Genomic DNA, 20,680 nt, shown 5'->3' on the forward strand with positions numbered 1-20,680 from the left:
CGTCATATCTGATTCCAAGTTTATTGAAAATACTGCTAATGGTATGTTTGATATGTATCCAGGTAATGGTGGTGGTATGGTAATGAGAGGTTGGGACAGTTATGCATATAACTGTACTTTCATTAACAATACTGCTAAGTCAAATGGTGGTGCATCATATCTAACCAATACTTCATATAATCCTATGAATAATAATACTGGTTTTATACTTTGTACATTTATTGACAATACTGCAGGTATTAATGGTGGTGCTATTGAATGGGCTAATAATGCTACTTACGGTTATGTTTATGACAGTGTATTTACCAATAATACTGCTAAACGTAGTGGTGGTGCTATATATTGGTATGGTCATAATGGTACAATATCAAACTCCAGCTTCATCAATAACAAAGCATTAGGTATTGTTGATGGACCAAGACCAGATGGTTCAATTACATCTGGTGGTGATGGTGGTGCTATTGTTATGACAGGTGCTAATGCTAATATTCTTAACAGTACATTTACTTTGAATAATGCTTCACGTAATGGCGGTGCTATCTTCATGCATGGTGGTCCTAATGATGATTGTACTAATGTTACTGTTGATGGTAGTAAATTCATTGAGAATTATGCTGGTGTGAATGGTGGTGCTCTTGATTGGTATGAAGGTGCTCATGATGCTACACTTTCCAATTCCATATTAATTAATAACACTGCTAAGAGGTCTGGTGGTGCTGTATATTGGTATGGTCATGATGGTACAATCAGAAACTCTACATTCACTAACAATAGTGCTTTAGGACTTGTAAACGCCACAGATTCATATGGTAACATTACTTCTGGTGGTCATGGTGGTGCTATTATGTGGACTGGTGCTAACGGTAAGGTTTTAAACAGTACTTTTACTTTGAATAATGCTTCACGTAATGGTGGTGCTATATACATGCAAGGTAGTAAAGATGGTGACTGTAGTAATATTACTGTTGACGGCAGTAAATTTGTTGAAAATTATGCTGGTGTGAATGGTGGTGCGGTAGATTGGTATGAAGGTGCTCACGATTCAACTTTATCTAATTCTTATTTCGCTAATAACACTGCTGAGAGATCTGGTGGTGCTGTATATTGGTATGGTCATGATGGTACAATCAGAAATTCAACATTCATTAACAACCAGGCTTTAGGACTTGTAAACGCCACAGATTCATATGGTAACATTACTTCTGGTGGTCATGGTGGTGCTATTATGTGGACCGGTCTTAACGGTAATATTTTAAACAGTACATTCTCATTAAACAATGCTTCACGTAATGGTGGTGCTATCTTCATGCAAGGTAGTATTGAAGATGGTAAGACTATAGACTGTAGTAACATGACTGTTGACGGCAGTAACTTCACTGAAAATTATGCCGGTATTAATGGTGGAGCATTAGATTGGTATGAAGGTGCTCACGATTCCATATTATCTAATTCTAATTTCGTGAATAACACTGCTGAGAGGTCCGGTGGTGCTGTATACTGGTATGGTCACGACGGTAGTATTATTAATTCCACATTTACCAATAACACTGCTAAAGGTAATGTTTTAGCTAATGACTCCTATGGTAGAGAGACTTATGGTGGTCATGGTGGTGCTATCATGTGGACTGGTGCTAATGGTAAGGTTTTAAACAGTACATTCACATCAAACAATGCTACCCGTAACGGTGGTGCTATCTACATGCAAGGAAGTGAAGACGGTGACTGTAGTAATATTACTGTTGACGGCAGTGCATTCATTGAAAACCATGCTGGTATTAACGGTGGTGCACTAGATTGGTATGAGGGTGCTCACGATTCAACTTTATCAAATTCCACATTCATCAACAACACTGCTGAGAGAAACGGTGGTGCTATCTACTGGTACGGTCACAACGGTACTGTTGCTAATTCCACATTCATTGATAACGTAGCTACCGGTGAATACCATCAATATGACATGACTCTCAACATGAGTACTGATTTAATAATTATAGAAGGTGATGAGCTGCCAAGTTCACCACAAGAAGGCAAATTGTATGTTTTAGACAATTCATCCAGCAAAACTGATGTTCAATATATCTCTTATGTTTACGATAATGGAAATTGGATAAAATTAGATGATTTCACAAGCAATGAAAAATCCGCTTCCCCTGCTGACTGGGCGATTGATCAATTCTTCGGCGGTGATGGTGGTTCCATCTACTGGACTGGAGATTTAGGTACTGTCGATAACTGTACTTTCATAAACTCAAAGTCCGCTCGCCGTGGTGGTGGAGCATACATGACCGGTGGGGACAACATCACATTCTCCAACTGTAACTTCATAAACGGTACTTCAGGTACCAATGGTGGAGGAGTAGACTGGTTAGCAGGTGCAAACAACGGTAAATTGATTAACTGTACATTCACCGACAACCAGGCAGCCCGTTCTGCTGGTGCAATCTATTATGACGGTGATAACGGTCAAATAATTAACGTAACTATTATAAATTCATACGCTCACGGTGGAGACAAAGGCTTTACAAGCAGCGATGACAGAGTAACCTATGTCGGTTGGGATTCAAGTCACTGGGATACCAACACTACCGGTGGTGACGGTGGTGCAGTCATGTTCACCGGCAGTAACAACTATGTATATAATCTCACTGTCACAAACTGTACTGCTGTTGGCCGTGGTGGAGCGATATTCATACAAGACTGTTCAAACATTACTATAGAAGCATCCACATTCAAAAACAATACTGCGTTAGGTACTGCCAATAATACAAATACTAAAAAAGAAACAGGTCACGGTGGTGCTATCGCATTCGATACAGGTGCTACAAATTCTGCAATTGACGGTTCAATATTTGATGGAAATCATGCAGTCATGGATGGTGGTGCGATTAACTTTGCTAGTGGAGCTGAATATGATAACCTCACAAACTCAATATTTACCAACAACACTGCTGGAGACGACGGTGGTGCAATTAACTGGGAAGGTAATAACGGTTATATCTACAATATTACTGCCGTAAACAATAAAGGAATAAGCTTTAATGAGTCCAACTCCAAAGGAGGAACAATGTGTCTTGTAGGAGGAAACATTACATTAACCAAATCCACCTTCAATGACAGCTTTGCAGGTGATGACGGTGGTGCCATATTTGTAACAGGTTCAAACGTAAATATCACTGACTCCTCATTCAATAACTGTTCTTCCGATTCTAATGCTGGTGCTATTTATGTCATTGGTGATGAAACTTTAATTGCAGACTGTAGTTTTGATAATTGTAGCTCATTTGAAGACGGTGGTGTACTTTACATAGAAGGAGATTATGGTAAAGTATATACTTCCACATTTGACAATAACACTGCTGGTGATGATGGTGGTGCTATCTATTGGAAAGGACATGACGGTATTATTGATGGATGTGCCTTTGTTGATAATATAGGTACAAGTGCCGGAGATCCTAATGACCCAAGTACCTCTAAAGGAGGTACATTAAGTATTATCGGTGAGAATGTAGATATATTCAGGTCTAACTTCACAGGTGGTCTCACCAAGAATAGAAATAATAATAATACCGGTGGTACAATATTCATCACAGGAAACAATGTAACAATTGATAGCTGTAACTTCAACAACAGTGCTGCTGAAGGAGCAGATGGTGGTACAATATATATTATAGGTAATCACACTGATATTTCAAACTCCACTTTCTCCAACTCCACTGCAAGAGCCGGTGGAGCAATATATATTGAAGGTATCGGCACATTTATTGGAGCTACTAATTTCACTGAAACTTCCGCAAAATCCGGATCAAAATATAATTCTAATAATTTAGGTGGAGCAATTTACATCAAAGGTATAGACACAATCGTTTCCCATTCCAACTTTGAAAATTCCAGTGCATATGACGGTGGATTTGTATATATGGAAGGGGATAATGGTGTTGTTATGTACTCTTCACTGAATAATGGTCATGCACTTAGAAGTGGTGGTGCAATCTATTCCACAGGTTCACATTCTACTGTATCTAATTCTAACTTTACAAACAACCTCGCAGAGTTGAGTGGAGGAGCTATGTATTGGTATGGTGGATCCAGCTCTAAAAATAATACTGTTGATGGTTGTATATTCACAAATAATACTGCACACGGGGATACTTCTGGAACTATTACAAGAGGTGGTGGTGCTATTTACTGGTCTGAAGGTGGAACAAAAGGTGTTGTTAAAAATTCCGAATTCTATTATAATTCCGTTCAATCCACTATTGATAAGAAAGTGGATGGGGGAGCTATTTTATGGGATAAAAGTACACATGCATTGGTTGATAATTGTATTTTTGTAGGCAATTTCGTCACCACTGAGGGTGATACATCCGGTACAGGAGCTGGAGACGTTTGGGCTCAAGGGGGAGCTATGTATTTAAGACCAAATGGTAATTATACTGTAAGGAATTGTCTGTTTGAGAATTGTTCTTCCTCTAAGGAAGCTGGTGCATTATATATTCAATCTAATGGTGGTAATGACCGTAAAGCTTTAGTTGAGAATTGTATATTTAAAAATAATGTTGCTCAAGCTAATGGTAAATATAACATCAATGGTGGAGGTGCGATTCAGGTTAAACAAGCTTCCAATATTGAATTTAAAAATCTTACATTTATAAACAATACGGCTAATAAAGGTGGAGCTTTATGTGTCTTTGACAGTACCAGTAATTTGGTAGTTGATGGCGCTAATTTCACAGGAAATAAAGCGGATAGAGGTTCTGCAATTTCTGTATCAAAAAGTTTCACATTAAAAAATGCTGTACTTCTTGAAAATACTGCAACTTCCACCAAATTGGACTTAACTTTTGATAGAGATGCAGGCACTATCGACATATTATTTGAAGGAAAAGATAATCGCTTAAATGCAATGTATGTTACCGGAAATAGTGTAGGTGTGGATTGTAATAATGTTACATATTGGACTGATAATAATATATCAACTGGTAAGCAAGAGGTTACATCCACTCGTCAAACTTCTACAACTAGCCCTGTTCCTGAAGCAGGTATAGGCATACTCGTTGAAATATTTGATGGAAACAATAATAAATTGCATGAAGGCATTTATGCAACAGATGCAGATGGTAAAATCCACTTGGGTATTGCAGATATTTTAGATGAACCATATTCATTGGATGATATTTATGTAACTGCAAGACTTCCAAATGAAGATTATTATACTATGATAGAGGCAACTTCAAGAATCAAATGTGATATTAACGCTTCTGCATTGGACACTATATTCCATAGAAACACAACAATCACTGCAAACATCAGCGCTCCGGGCAATGGTACCGGACAGGCCGCAAGAGGCAACGTTTCTGTTTATATTGATGATGTATTTAAAGGAAACATGACTATCGAAAACAGTAAAGGATCTTTGGAAAACCTTCTCACTAATGTCACTGCAGATAAATTCTTTGAAGCTGGCAATCACACAGTATTCTTGAAATACTGGGGTGACACATACTTCGATGAATCTAATGCAACAATTTCATTCAATATAACTAAAGCACAGTCCAATTCAACAGTCACTTTCGATGATATTGGGTATGATATTTCCATGAATGTTACAATTTTCGATGAGTGGAATGACAAATTCTATGGTGATGCTAACGGAACAGCAACCGTTGAGTTTTATAATGAAAACGATCCAACAGCTCTTGTTAGATTTGTAGATGTTAGAATTGTTGACGGTTTTGGTTCTACAGTGGTTTCTGATTTGCTTCCTAGAAATTACACTGTAAAGACAATATATCATGATGACAATAACTATAACAGTTCAGTCAATACAACCAATTATAGCTTGCCTCAAAAAGACTTTGCGGCTGTTTTCGTTGAAGTAAATGCATATGACATCATGGTGGATGATACAATTTATATCAATGTAACTATCGTTCCTCCGGATGGATATAATGTACCTGGTAATGTAACTCTATATCTTGACAATCAAGGTCATAATTTAACATTAACCATGGGAGCTAACAATGCAACAGCAAAATTCAACGCAACTAATCTGACTGCAGGATTTAAGAAGGTAATCGTATTCTATGAAGGTAGTAAACTTTTAGAACCTGCTATGGGTGAAGCTGATTTCACTGTACATAAATATAACACTACACTTTCAGCAAATGTTACAAACATTACTATCGTTCAAAATGAAATAATCAACATTACCCTTTTAAATGACACTACTGGTGTCGTTTCAGTGATTGTTGATGGAAAAGAATACTTTGGCAGAATCAATAATGGTACTGCATCAATTGTACTTCCACAATTGCCTGTCGGTGAGTATAATGTAACTCTATACTATGAGGGTGATGGCAAATATAATAATGTTACTAATTACACATTATTCAAAGTAAGCCAAGTAACACCTGAAATGACTATTGATATTGAAAATGTAACTTACGGCAATTCTACCCATATTGTCATAACCCTTCCTGAAGATGCTGAAGGTAATGTAAGCATTAAGATTGACGGAGATCCATTCGATGTGCCAAAACCTGTGGATAAAGGCAGAGTTGAATTTGTAGTGGAATACTTGACTGCCGGAAACTACACATTGGAGGCAACATACACTGGAGATGTTAACTATACTGCTGTAAGTTCCGAACAAAAATTCAAAGTATATAAAGCAAACAGAACCATAGTCATTGAAGTTCAAGACATCCCGTATGGTGAAATTGAACACATTAAAGTATTTGTAAATGCTACAGGTAATGTGACAATCTTTGTAGACGGCAGAAACAAAACAATTGAACTTAGCGAAAGTGACGTTCCAGCAACAATATTAAGAGCTATTGTTGATGCAATTTCAGAATATAAAGGAAAAGCAGCTTTAGATGTTTATGATTTAAATGTGGGTGAATATCCTGTTGAAGTAATTTATAATGGTGATGAGAATTATAACAAAGCCAGTGCAAAAGCCACATTCATCGTATATGAAGTCAACACTACTTTGGTCATTGACGCTCACAATGTCTTAGTCTGGGATAATGAATACATCAACGTAACAGTTAGAAATTCAACCGGCGGCATAGCAGTCAATGCAACAGGCAATATAACACTTTATATTGGTGATGTTTTCCATACTGCTGAGATTATTGATGGTGTAGCCAGATTCAATACCACTACATCTCAAGTTGGAAATAGGGTTGTCTGGGCTTTCTATGATGGTGATATCAACTTTGTTGGAAACAGGTCCATGAAAACCTTTGAAGTTGAACAAAGAACTCCAATTGTCAATGTAACCGCTCAAAACATTACTGTTGATGGAACTGAAAGCATTACAATCAATATCCCTGCTAACGCTACAGGATATGTAATCTTAACCGGAAACTTCACAGATGATGAAATTTATGTAGGTCAAGATAAGTTCACTAACGGCGTTGCAGTAATTCCTATTGATGGCTTGGCTGTTGGAAATTACAGCGTACACATAAAATACTATGGAGATGCACTTGACAACTACACAGTGGCTGAAAATGACACTACATTCAGAGTAGACAAGATCAATACCACTGTGACAATTGACGTTAAAGACATTAACTACACTGAAAGCGCCAATATTACAGTAACTGTCCTTCCAGGCGTTGAAGGAAACATTACAATCAAACTCAACGATACAACCGGAAGAAACGTTACATTGCCGATTGTTGAGGGTAAGGTCAACTGGATTGTTGATGGTTTGGCTGCAGGCAACTACACTGTTAATGTAACTTATAATGGAAATGACGATTACAATATTAATAATACCGAATCAGAAAGATTCGAAGTTAAAAAGATAGACCCTACATTGCAAATATATCCTCCGTCATCCACTGCTGGTGAAAAAGCTATTATAACTATTTTCATCAACGACAGAATCGATGGCGAATATGTAACAATTACAGGTCTTGATAAAGAATATACAAAAGAAATCATGAATGGTGTTGTCACATTTACAACCGATGGTCCTCTAAACTATAATGATTACACCATGACAGTAACTTACGGCGGCAACCAAAACTTCACTGAAAGTACAAAATCATTCACTTTTAGACCGTCCAAGATTTCTGATTATGAAATAAATGTAACTGGCATGAACATCACTGTCAGTGAAGATGAAATAATCACTGTCAATGTTCCTGCGGGTGTAACCAACGTGTCCATTTGGGTAAATGGTACTAAATACACCAATGATTCATTCACAAACGGCGAAGCTAAATTCAACATTACTGGTCTTAAAGAAGGAGTATATAAAGTAAATGCTACTGTAAATGATGCAAACTACACAAGCAAAGTAGCTAATGACGTATTCACTGTATCCAAGACATATCCTTCAATCAACATTACTGTAGTTAATGACACCAGCATCTATGTTGATGACACCGTCAAAGTCATTGTAACCGTTCCTAGTGACGTGACTGAAAACGTAACCATTGAAATCAATGGCATGCAGTTCACCAACAAGACAGTAAACGGCAATGCAACATTCTACATACCTGGAATTACTTACGGTAACAAGACTGTTGTTGCAACTTATTCTGGTGATGACAAGTACAGATTCAATTCAACAACCGCTAACTTCACAGTGTCTAAACGCACTCCTGTTGTAAACGTTACAAATATTACCATTATTGAGGGCAAGGATGCTGTAATCAATATTTCCGGTCCTGCTGACCGCAATGCTACTTTGGTTGTTACCGTTGACGGTGTTGATTATGCTGTCAATATGACTGGAGGCAATGCTACTTTAACCGTTAAAGGCTTAAGCGTTGACAACTACACTGTATCTGTCACTTATATTGAGAATGATAAGTATGTTGAAGCTACTGCTGGTGGCTGGGTGAATGTCACTGCTAAAGGAACATCAGCTATCAATATTACTGTGGAAGATGTTTATTATGTAGGTCAAGACATTGTAATTACCTTAAAACCTATAAATTCCACTGGTGATGTTAGCGTCACTATAAACGGTAAAGAATATACAGTTACCGGCAATAAAGTAACAATCGAAAACGGATTGCCTAACGGCACTTATGAAATAGTCGCTGTCTTGGATGAAGACGAAAACTATTATGGATCAACTTCAAATAAAACATTCAATGTTATCAAAAATGATATAACAATCACTGTAAATGACACTACTGTTCCGGCCGCTATTTATGTGGATAGTCCTGTAACTTTCACTGCTAACTTGAATGAGACTGTCACTGGTGATGTGACATTCACTATTAATGGTGCTAACTACACTGTGCATGTTTCAGATTCTAATGTTGCTACTTACGAATACACTCCGGTTAATAATGGCACCATTACTGTTGTTGCCACATTCTTGGGCAATGACAAGTATAAAGCTAATGTGTCTGCTGCAAAACAGTTCAATGTTAACAGAATCCCTACTGATATTAATGTGACTGTTAAAACTCCTGTTACTTATGGTGATGATGCGGTCATTACTGTTGAGTTGAATGAAACTATCAACACTACTGCCAAATTACTTGTTGACGGCAAGGAATATGACGTTGCTATAGTCAATGGTAAAGGTGCATTCAACGCTTCCGGATTGAGCAGCGGTGATCATAAGGTCAATGTGACTTATGTTGGTGATGACAGGTATGCTGGAAGCAAAAACTCCACAACATTCACAGTGGATAATGCTACTTTGGATGCTGAAGTAACTGCATTCAATGTTACTGTTGAGCAGAACACTACATTTGTCATCAATGTCACTGATGACTTCAATGGAAACGTTTCAATCAAAGTTGGAGATGAAGTGCTGTACAACGGCAGTGTAAAAACATTGATTTATGCTGATAAGTTGCCTGCCGGTTATAAGACTGCTACTGTCGTATTCTATGGCGACAGCAATTATAATGTATTGACATTGAATGATGTCAAATTCACTGTTTCCAGAGTCACTCCTGAAATCACTGTTGAAATTGATGATGTGACCTATCCTGCTAATGCTACTGCAGTTATTAATGTCGGTAATAATGCTAACGGTACTGTCAAAGTCACTGTCACTAATAAAGGAGGTACTGACAGCAAAGTATTCAACGGCACTGTATCTAACGGTGTTGCAAATGTTAACTTAACTCACTTATCCGGAGGTATTAAAGTTGCCTCTGTTGAGTTTGTTACTAGCGATGATTATAACGGCAATGCTACTGCTGGCGATGAATTTACTGTTTTACCTAATAATTCACTTATTGTCGCTGTTAAAGATAAGGAAGGAACTTATAATGTGGGTGAAGATGTAGTAATTACATTCACTACTATTAACTCTACTGGTAATTTCGATCTCTTCCTTAATGGAGTGCATTATGGTGATACCCTATACCCTAACCCTGCAACTCATGTAGTTTCCTTTGAAGGATTAGGCGTAGGCAATTATACCATTACTGCTGTTTTAGATTATGATGAAAACTACACTGGTGATACTACAGAAGTTACATTCGAAATTGTTAAAAACGAATCATTCATCAGAGTGGATGCAACCAATTCAACTGTTGATGGTGAAGCAATAATTAATGTTACTGTTCCTGCAAACGCTGTTGGTTATGTTGTTGTTGATGTGAACGGAACCAAATACTCTATTAATTTAACTGCTGGTGAGGACAGGGTTGCTGTTAAAGTCACTGAAGATGGACTTTACAATGTGACTGTAACTTACCTTGGTGATGATAATTACTTGCCTAGCTCCAACAAGACTAATTTCACAGTAGCTAAATTGAATACTACTGTCACAATAGACGTTAACGATACTGTTTATGATAATGCGGTTAATGTTGTTGTCACAGTTGACGAAGATGTTGAAGGAACTATTACTATTAAATTGAATGATACTGAAATCGGCACTTATGGTATTGTTGACGGTAAGGTCAATATTACTTTGTATGATCTTGGTGCTGAGAATTACACAATTTACGCTGAATATAATGGAAATTACAAATATAATGAGAATAAGACAGAATCTAAGAACTTTACTGTTGCTAGGGCAACTCCTGTGATTACAATTGACAAAGCAATTACTGATGCTAATACTAGTGCTGTGATTACTGTTCATGTTAATGATACTGCTACTGGTACTATGAACATTACTGTGGATGGTAAATCTTATGAGGCTCCTATTAATGATGGTGTTGCAGAATTTACTATTGATGTCTTGCCTGTTGGTGAATATGACATTACTGCTGATTACTATGCTTTAACTGACACTAACTACACTGTCAATTCCGTAACTCTTGTTAAAGGTTTAAATGTGACTAAGGTTGCTGATTATCCAATGAATGTGTCTGCAATTGATGTTAAAGCTGGTGAGAATACTACTATTACTGTTACTGTTCCTGAGGATGCTACTGGTACTGTATTTATTGATGTTAACGGCACTAAGTTGAATGCTACTGTTGATCATGGTAAGGCTGTATTCAATGTAACTAAGGAAATTGCTGGTAGATATGTTGTTAACGCTACTTTGGTTGATGCTAAGTATGGCAACAAATCAGTTATCGGTAATTATTATGTATCTCTTGCTGATACTCCTATGAGTATTGAGGTTGTCGAACCTGTTCATGCTAATGATACTGCTAAAGTTATTGTTACTGTTCCTGAGGACATTACTGGTCCTGTGACTATAGAAATCAATGGTGAGTCTTATGTCAATAAGTCTGTTGATGGAGATAAGGTCACTTTCGAAGTTCCTGCAATTACTTATGGTAATAAGACTGTTGTTGCAATCTATGGTGGAGATGCTAAGTATGCTGCTAACTCTACTACTGCTAACTTCACAGTTGTCAAAAATGAATCATTCATAAGGGTGGATGCAACCAATTCAACTGTTGATGGTGAAGTGATTATTAATGTGACTGTCCCTGCAAATGCTGTTGGTTATGTAGTTGTAAATGTGAACGGAACCAACTACACAATTAATTTAACTGATGGTCAAGGTAGTATTCCGATTAATGTCACTGAAGCCGGTCTTTACGATGTGGCTGTAACCTACATTGGTGACGATAACTACTTGCCAAGCAATAATACTACAAGCTTCAATGTAGATAAACTTACTTCATTCGTTAACATTACTGTAAATAATAACGGAATAATTCCTAACGGCACTAATGTGAATATAACTATCCATGCTCCGGAAGATATAACCGGTAAAGTAAATGTAACCGTCTGGTTCAAGGAAAGAAACGTAAACACTACTTACACTGTTTATGTAAATGATGGAGAAGGTATTTTATACCTCGAATCACCTGCAGTAGGCATGTACAATGTTACCGCAATATATCTAGAAAACAGAAAATACCTTGAAAACAGCAATTACACATTATTCGAAGTTTACGATACTGAAAAAGAATTGAGTGTTATTCCAGTTAATGTTTCAGTATTTGAAAATGGGGAAGTAACAGTTTATTTAACTGGAGATCAGACAGGCAACACTCTAACAATCATCATTACAAATGCTGATGGTGAGGTAATTAGAAATGAAAGCGTACCTATTAATCAATATATCCCTGCAGTAAAAGGCAGTTCAGCTGAATGGAAACTGCCATTATTAGAAGCTGGCGAATATAATGTAACTGCAATTTACATTGAAAATGCAGGACCTAGAACTTACACCCATGAGGGTAATGGCAGCTTTTATGTTTACAAAGTGGCTAGCGAACTTGAAATTAAAGAAATTAAAAACATTACTGTTGGTGAAAATGTAGTCATTGAATTGGAATTGACTCCTGGCGCTACAGGAAACATAAGCGTATTCGTAAACGGATATGAACATAAGACCACTGCTGATAATCTTACTGTCATAATTCCTAACTTGGGTGCTGATGAATACATTGTTGAAGCATTCTATTACGGCGATAAAAACTATAATGAATCCAATGCCACCGCTTCATTTAGAGTGGACAAAAACAATGTTCCATTGAGCATTAATGTAACCAACTCCAATGTTGGAGGTGTTGAGCAAATCAACGTAACTGTAGGAAACAATGCAACCGGTCAAATATTGCTTGATATTGGTGATGACCACTACTATGCAAACATTACCGATGGTGTTGCACAATTCAATATAACCGGACTCAATGCCGGCGAATACAATGTGACTGCAATTTATGTTGAAAATAGCGATTACTATGGAAATGTAACCAATGCAACATTTGTTGTGTCTAAATTGAACACAACAGTCAGAATTGACGTTGATGATATCACTTACGGTGAAGATGCAAATATCACAGTTTATGTTGATTCTGGCGTTGAAGGAAACATTACAATCAGGCTTGATTCAGAAGTGATTGGCACATATGATATTGTTGACGGTAAAGTGAACGTTTCTGTTCATAAGCCTGGTGCTGGTGACTACACTGTTTATGCCGAGTACAACGGCAATTACAAGTACAATGAGAATAAGACTGCATCTGAAGGATTTACTGTTGATAGGGCAACTCCTTCAATCACTATTGATTCTGTTACTGTTGATGCCAATACTCCTGCTGTGATTCATGTTCACATTAATCCGGATGCTACTGGTAATATAACAATTTGTGTGGCCGGTAACGGTATGCCTTCTTATGTTTATGAGGCCCCTATTGTTGATGGTGTTGCTGAATTCACACTTGACGTATTGCCTGTTAACAAATACAACATTACCGCTGATTTCTATGATGATAGGCATGGTGGTATTGATACTAATTACACAATGCATTCTGTTTGGGCGGTTTATGCTTTGAGGGTAGTTAAAGTCACTGATTATCCTATGAGCGTCAATGCTACTGACACTATAGTCGGTGAAAACTCTACAATCACAGTTGTTGTTCCTGCTAATGCTACAGGTACCGTATTTATTGATGTTAATGGAACTTGGGTTAACAAAAGGGTTGGTGAAGGCGGTATAACCACTTTCAATGTAAGTAAGGATCGCACTGGCAGATATTATGTCATTGCATTCCTGGATGATAACGTATACGCCGTGAAGTCTGTGAGCTGCTATTATTACGTATATCCTGCTGATATTCCATTAATCATTGATGTTGCAGAACCTGTTTATGAAGGTGATACTGCCGTAATCACCGTCACTGTTCCGGAAGATATCAAAGGTCCGGTGACAATTGAAATTGACGGCAAGTCCTATAATAATGTCAGCTTTGCTGATGGTAATGCTACATTTGAAGTTCCTAACCTCGCTCCTGGTGATAAGACAGTTGTCGCAATGTATGGTGGAGATGAGAAATACAAAAACAACGCAACAACTGCCCAATTTACTGTTTGGGGCACTGGCAATATGGTATTGGATGTTGAAAACATTACTTATGGTGATGTTGAAACAGTCACAGTTTATATTAATACAACAGGTTCTGTGACCCTTAAGTTGAATAATGAGACTTATGATACTAGAGACATTTCTGGCGGAAAGGTTGTTTTCCCAATTGAAGGGTTAAATGCTGGCAATTACACAGTTGAAGCAACTTATATAGACTCTTTAGGCAATATAACTTCACTAAAAGCTGACTTCACTGTTGAAAAGGCAGATCCAATCATATCTATTGAAGTTGAAAACATCGTTTATGGTGATGTGGAATACATTGTGGTTCATGTAAACGCAAGTGGAAACGTAACAATCACAATAAATGGCACTGACATCAACGAAACAATCTCTCTTGAAAACGGCCATAAAGAAATCATATTTAGAGCATCCAAATGGGATGTTCCAAAATATGAAGGCAATGCAAGCTTGGATGTATATAACTTGCCTGTAGGAAGATATAATGTCGAAGCAACCTACAACGGCAATGAAAACTACAACACTGCAACTGCAACCGCAGAGTTCAACGTAACCAAAGCAGACGCTCCAATAAAACTTGATGGCGATACATACATCAAAGTCGGAGACAATGCTACAATCATTGTAACCCTGCCTGAAAATGCAACAGGTAATGTGACTGTTGAAATCGATGGTGTAAAATACACTTCTGACAACATTACTGACGGTGTTGTGAAATTTGAAATACCTGACTTGGCTTACGGCAATAAAACCGTTGCTGTAACATACTCCGGCGACGGAAACTACTCATCCAACTTCACTACAACCAAATTGGTCGTTGACAAATATGAATCAACAGTAAATGCAACAATCAAACCGGAAATAAATGTTGGTGAAAACGCTGAAATTACTGTAGAAGTTCCTAAAGACGCAACAGGTTATGTGATTGTCGATATTAACAATGAAAGTTATGCCATTAAAGTTAATAACGGTACAGGCTCCACTACAATCAAAGGATTGCCTAGCGGAGAATATCCAATCAATGTAACTTACCTCGGAGATGAAAAATACTTCGCTTCAAACAATACTTCAAGCATCAAGGTATCCAAAGTTCCTTCAACTGTCAATGTAACAGTTGAAAACATCACTGTAGGAGACAAGGCAGTCATTAACATATCAACTCCAGAGGACTTATGTGGAAATGTTACTGTATCTGTAAATGGTGAAAACCACACAGTATTTGTCTCTGGTGGACAAGGCACATTAGTGCTTCCGGATTTAGGAGTTGGAAACTACACTGTTGATGTAATATTTGATGGATGTAAAAAATACGAACCAAGCAACAATACTGCCACATTCGAAGTAGCTCCTATTAAAGTAACAGACATTAAAGTGATCGACCAAGGAAACGGCACAATTACAATAGTTGCTCCGGAAATTGAAAACGGCAATGTGACTGTTAAAGTTGGTAATGAAACCTACAATGTAACTGTAATTGACGGTGTTGCCACTGTCGATTTAGTGAATAATACTCCTGGAACATATAATGTCACTGTAATATATGGCGGTGACGATACTCATGCTTCTGCTACCGGTAATGGCAGCGCTACTGTTCCTAAGTATCCTAGTGAGATTACTGCTGATGCTTCTGAGATTACTGAAGGTGAGCCTCTTGTCATTACTGTTGAGGTTCCTGAAGGCGCTACCGGTAATGTGACTGTTTATATTGATGGTAAGGAGTATCCTTGTGAGGTCAAGGATGGTGTTGCAACTGTTGTTGTTGATGGTTTGACTGCGGGTAATAAGACTTATGTTGTTGAGTATTCCGGTGACGGAAATTACTCTGCTAACTACACTATCGGTAATGTGACAGTTAAGGAGGCTAAGTCAACTCCTGACATTACTGTTGTTGATCAAGGCAACGGTACTGTTGTGGTTATTGTTGGCGATAATGCTACCGGTAATGTGACTGTGGAAATTGATGGTAAAAATGTCACTGCTGAGGTTAAGGATGGTGTTGCTGTCGTTGATTTAGGCGATGTTGCTCCTGGAACTTATGACATTAAGGTAAACTACTCCGGTGATGATACTCATAATCCTGCTACCGCTGATGGTAAAGCAACAGTTCCTAAGCATGAAACTCCTATAAGCATTGATGTGGAAGACAGCAAAGTCGGAGAGAAATCCACTATTACCGTAAACGTTCCTGAAGGTGCAACTGGTAACATAACCCTTTCAATTGATGGTAAACAATACACTTCAGAAATTAAAGACGGCAAAGCAACATTCGAATTTGATAATCTGACTGCAGGCAATAAGACTATTGTTGCCGAATATTCCGGTGATGATTCATACGTTGGAAACTACACAGTTGCTAATGTGACAGTATCCAAAAACAAATCATTCGTAAATGCCACAATAGAGGATATTAATGTTGGAGAAAATGTAACAATAACAGTAAACGTTCCTAAGGATGCAACAGGACAAGTATTAATAGATATTGATGGTGTAGGATACTATGCAAATGTGACTGATGGTGTCGGCACAATTCAAATACCTCGCATGCCTGATGGAACTTATGATGTGTCCTTAACATATCTTGGAGATGACAAATACGAAAGAAGTTCAAACACTTCAATCTTCAAAGTATATAAGGTTCCTTCATTTGTTATTCCAACCGCTGAAGACATTACAGTAGGCGATGCTGAAGTAATCAGATTAACAGTTCCTGAAGATGCAACAGGAAATGTAACAGTCATAATCAATGGAACTGAATATTCAGTTGCTGTAAGTGACGGTAAGGGAATATTTGTTGTTTTGGATTTACCTAAAGGAGAATATGTTGTCAAGGTAACATATAATGGAGATAATAAATACTTGCCATCTTCAAATTCCACTACTTTCGTTGTAACCAAACAAAGCACAGATATTGAAGTAATCGATCAAGGTAACGGCACTGTTGTTGTGGTTGTTGGCGATAATGCTACAGGTAATGTAACCATTAAAGTTGGAAATGACACTTATACCGCGCAGGTCGTTGATGGTGTCGCAGTAGTTAATCTGGAAAATGCAACCCCTGGAAAACATGATATTGAAGTAATATATTCAGGTGATGACACTCATGAAGGTGAAACCACAACAGCTACTGTTAACATTCCAAAATACGATACTCCAATCAGTGTGGAAGTATCTGATATCAAAGTTGGCGAAACTGCTGAAATCACAGTCAATGTCCCTGAAGGTGCTACCGGAAATATCATAATTGAAATAAACGGTAAGGAATATTCTGCACCTATCTCAAATGGAAAAGCAATATTCAATGTCCCTGATTTGGCGGCAGGCAACAAAACTGTTGCAGTCAAATATGAAGGGGATGACAATTATGTATTCAATTCAACCACTGCTCAATTCACAGTATACAAAAATGATGCAACTGCAAATGCATCTTCAGTTAATATTACAGTAGGTAAAGATGAAGTCATTACTGTAGAGGTTCCTGAAGATGCAACCGGTCGCGTATTAGTTGAAATCGATGGAATAGGATATTATGGAAACATTGTCAACGGTAAGGCTAAAATCATCATTCCAGAGCTTCCAAGCGGCAAATATGATGTTAATGTAACTTATGAAGGTGATGACAAGTACTTGCCATGCACTACATACACTTCATTTACAGTGGAGAAATCCAGTGCTCCTACAACCGCTATTGGTGATGTAATTGTCGTTGGGGATGACGCAACTGTTGTTGTCAACGTTCCTGAAGATGCGACAGGTACCATAACTATCATTGTCAATGGTAAAAATTATACTGAAGAGATAACAGACGGAAAGGCTGTAATCAAGATTCCTGATTTGCCTGAAGGTACATTTGATGCCATTGTAATCTACTCTGGGGATAAAAAATACGAAGGAAACACTACTTCAGCCATAATTGTGGTCGAAGGTGATGAAACTCCAGTTCCTGATGATGGCAAACAGAATGGTGAAGGAATCAGATTGTCTGATTATCCGACAGGTAATCCGTTATGGGCATTGTTGTTGGTATTGCTCGCTATAGGATCTACAAAAATTAGAAGATTTAAAAAATAAATCTTCATTTTTTCTTATTTTTTATAGAAATTTAAAAAGAATAATTGTTTCATGTAGGTGTCTGTCTGTTTTATTTCTATTTTAAAAATTTAACTTAATTATTTTACATATTGCACTAATTATTTGATAGGTGTGCATTATAATAACTAATTATTTTAATCGTTATTTGCATTATATTGGTTTGAGATTTGGTACCATTTGGAGATTAAGTAAATCTTTTTATATTATCTAAAATAATATAGTAATAACTTATTAAGTTGTGATGAATATGGTTGAGGCAATAATGGTTAATTGGGTATATGTAATCCTTTTATTTATTTTGGGTTTTATTACATATAGACGAAAATCTCTGGATATATTCGGCACGGCCATCATGATTATAATGGGCATTGTGATTATTTTTTCAGCAGGTGCAAATTGGCTTTTATTGATTGTACTATTTCTTATTATGTCTCTTCTTGCAACAAAATATTCACGAAAATACAAAATGTCTTTAGGGGAATTTGAAGGAAGGAGAACCTCTAAAAATGTTATTTCAAATGGTGTGGTTGCATGTTTCATGGCAGCATTTGGAGGATTTTACCTGCCGTTCGTCGGAGGTTTTATCGGAGCGATAGCTACAGCGACTGCAGATACGTTGGCTTCAGAAATTGGTGTTTTGGACCAAAATCCTCGTTTAATCACAACATTTCAAAAGGTAGATCCCGGCACTAACGGTGCCGTTTCAGTTTTAGGTACTACAGTGGGAATTGTCGGTGCTGCGATTATAGGTATTGCCGCATGTCTATTGGGGATTGTCAATGATCCTATAGCTGCGATTTCAGTCTCAATTATTTCAGGAACTGTCGGTTGTTTCATGGACAGTATTTTGGGAGCTCTTTTTGAAAACAGAGACCTTTTAACCAATGAGCATGTTAATTTAATAGCCACAATTGTCGGTGCAATCGTTGGAATCCTATTGATTTAGATGAACATGGTATTGAATTTCATAAAACTTTTTTTATAATTTTTCGGAAATGGAAAAAAATAATGTCAATATTTATATAATTTGAATGATATAAAATAAATGGGATTTTTAATTAGTCCCCTTAAGATTGATTAGGAGAACAAATAATGAGATGTGTTGGTACTGTGGTGCGGGGTATTAGAACACCTATCATCAAAGAAGATGATGATTTAACCACTATTGTTGTAGATTCATTAATGCAAGCAAAAGAAAGTGAAGGATTTGAATTTAGAGACAAAGACATTGTTGCAATTACCGAAGCGGTTGTAGGCATTTCAGAAGGAAATTATGTAACTGTAGATGATGTTGCCCAAGATTTGGAAAATAAGTTCCCGTCTAAAAACATCGGTGTTGTAAACCCGATTTTAAGCAGAAACAGATTTTCAATTATTTTAAAAGGTATTGCAAGAGCAATGGATAAAATCACCCTTTTAACATCTTTCCCTGCAGATGAGGTTGGAAACGGCATTTTGGATGAAGAGATTTTAGACGCAAGTGAATACAATTTGGGAAGCGTAATTTCAGAAAGTGAATATGCTGAAACTTTCGGCTCATGGAAACACCCGTTCACCGGAATCAACATGATTGACTTTTACCGCGAATTAATCGAAAGTGAAGACTGTGAAGTCGAATTCGTATTTTCAAATGATGTAAAAACAATCCTTGATTATGTTAATGACATTTTAACATGTGATATCCACACAAGATACAAAACTACTAAATTACTTAAAAGCATGGGCGCTAATGTATATGGATTGCATGAAGTTCTATCAGAACCTGTTGGAGATTCTGGTTTCAACCCAGATTATGGACTTTTAGGTTCCAACAAGGCAACTGAAGAAAGATTAAAATTATTCCCAAAAACAGGAGATGCAGTAGTTCGTGAAGTTCAAAAAAGATTAATTGATTTAACCGGAAAACAGATCGAAGTAATGGTATACGGTGATGGAGCATTCAAAGATCCTGTTGGAAAAATCTGGGAATTGGCAGATCCTGTTGTTTCACCGGCACATACTGACGGATTAGTTGGATATCCAAATGAAATTAAACTAAAATATGTTTCTGATAACAAATTTGCTGACTTGAAAGGCGATGAGCTAAAAGAAGCAATCAAAGAAGAAATCAGAAGTAAGGATAAGGACTTGACTGGACAGATGATTACCGAAGGAACTACACCAAGGGTATTGACTGATTTAATCGGTTCATTATGTGATTTGACTAGTGGTTCAGGAGATAAGGGAACACCTGTCATATTTATCCAAGGATACTTCGATAATTTAGCAGACGACTAAATTATCACCATC

The 20,680-nt window shown here is 37.3% G+C and carries 3 protein-coding genes; all 3 read left to right on the forward strand.

Annotated features, from left to right (window positions below):
- Positions 1 to 43 precede the first annotated feature (43 nt).
- Entirely contained in the window at positions 44 to 18,370 is an 18,327-nt protein-coding gene (locus IJI93_RS09375; protein ID WP_292822416.1) for an Ig-like domain repeat protein, read from the forward strand.
- Positions 18,371 to 18,638: 268 nt separating this feature from the next.
- Positions 18,639 to 19,337 carry a TIGR00297 family protein gene (locus tag IJI93_RS09380; protein ID WP_292822418.1) on the forward strand — a complete coding sequence of 233 codons (699 nt, stop codon included), beginning with the start codon at positions 18,639 to 18,641 and terminating at the stop codon, positions 19,335 to 19,337.
- A 146-nt stretch (positions 19,338 to 19,483) separates the two neighbouring features.
- Positions 19,484 to 20,668 carry a coenzyme F420-0:L-glutamate ligase gene (locus IJI93_RS09385; protein ID WP_292822420.1) on the forward strand — a complete coding sequence of 395 codons (1,185 nt, stop codon included), beginning with the start codon at positions 19,484 to 19,486 and terminating at the stop codon, positions 20,666 to 20,668.
- Positions 20,669 to 20,680: the final 12 nt, after the last annotated feature.

Source organism: Methanobrevibacter sp. (assembly GCF_017431965.1).
Taxonomy (GTDB): domain Archaea; phylum Methanobacteriota; class Methanobacteria; order Methanobacteriales; family Methanobacteriaceae; genus Methanocatella.

What these genes read in the sequence shown, in the direction of transcription:
- IJI93_RS09375 (WP_292822416.1), top strand. Translation starts at nt 44, where the DNA reads ATGTTTGATATGTATCCAGGTAATGGTGGTGGTATGGTAATGAGAGGT.
- IJI93_RS09380 (WP_292822418.1), top strand. Translation starts at nt 18,639, where the DNA reads ATGGTTGAGGCAATAATGGTTAATTGGGTATATGTAATCCTTTTATTT.
- IJI93_RS09385 (WP_292822420.1), top strand. Translation starts at nt 19,484, where the DNA reads ATGAGATGTGTTGGTACTGTGGTGCGGGGTATTAGAACACCTATCATC.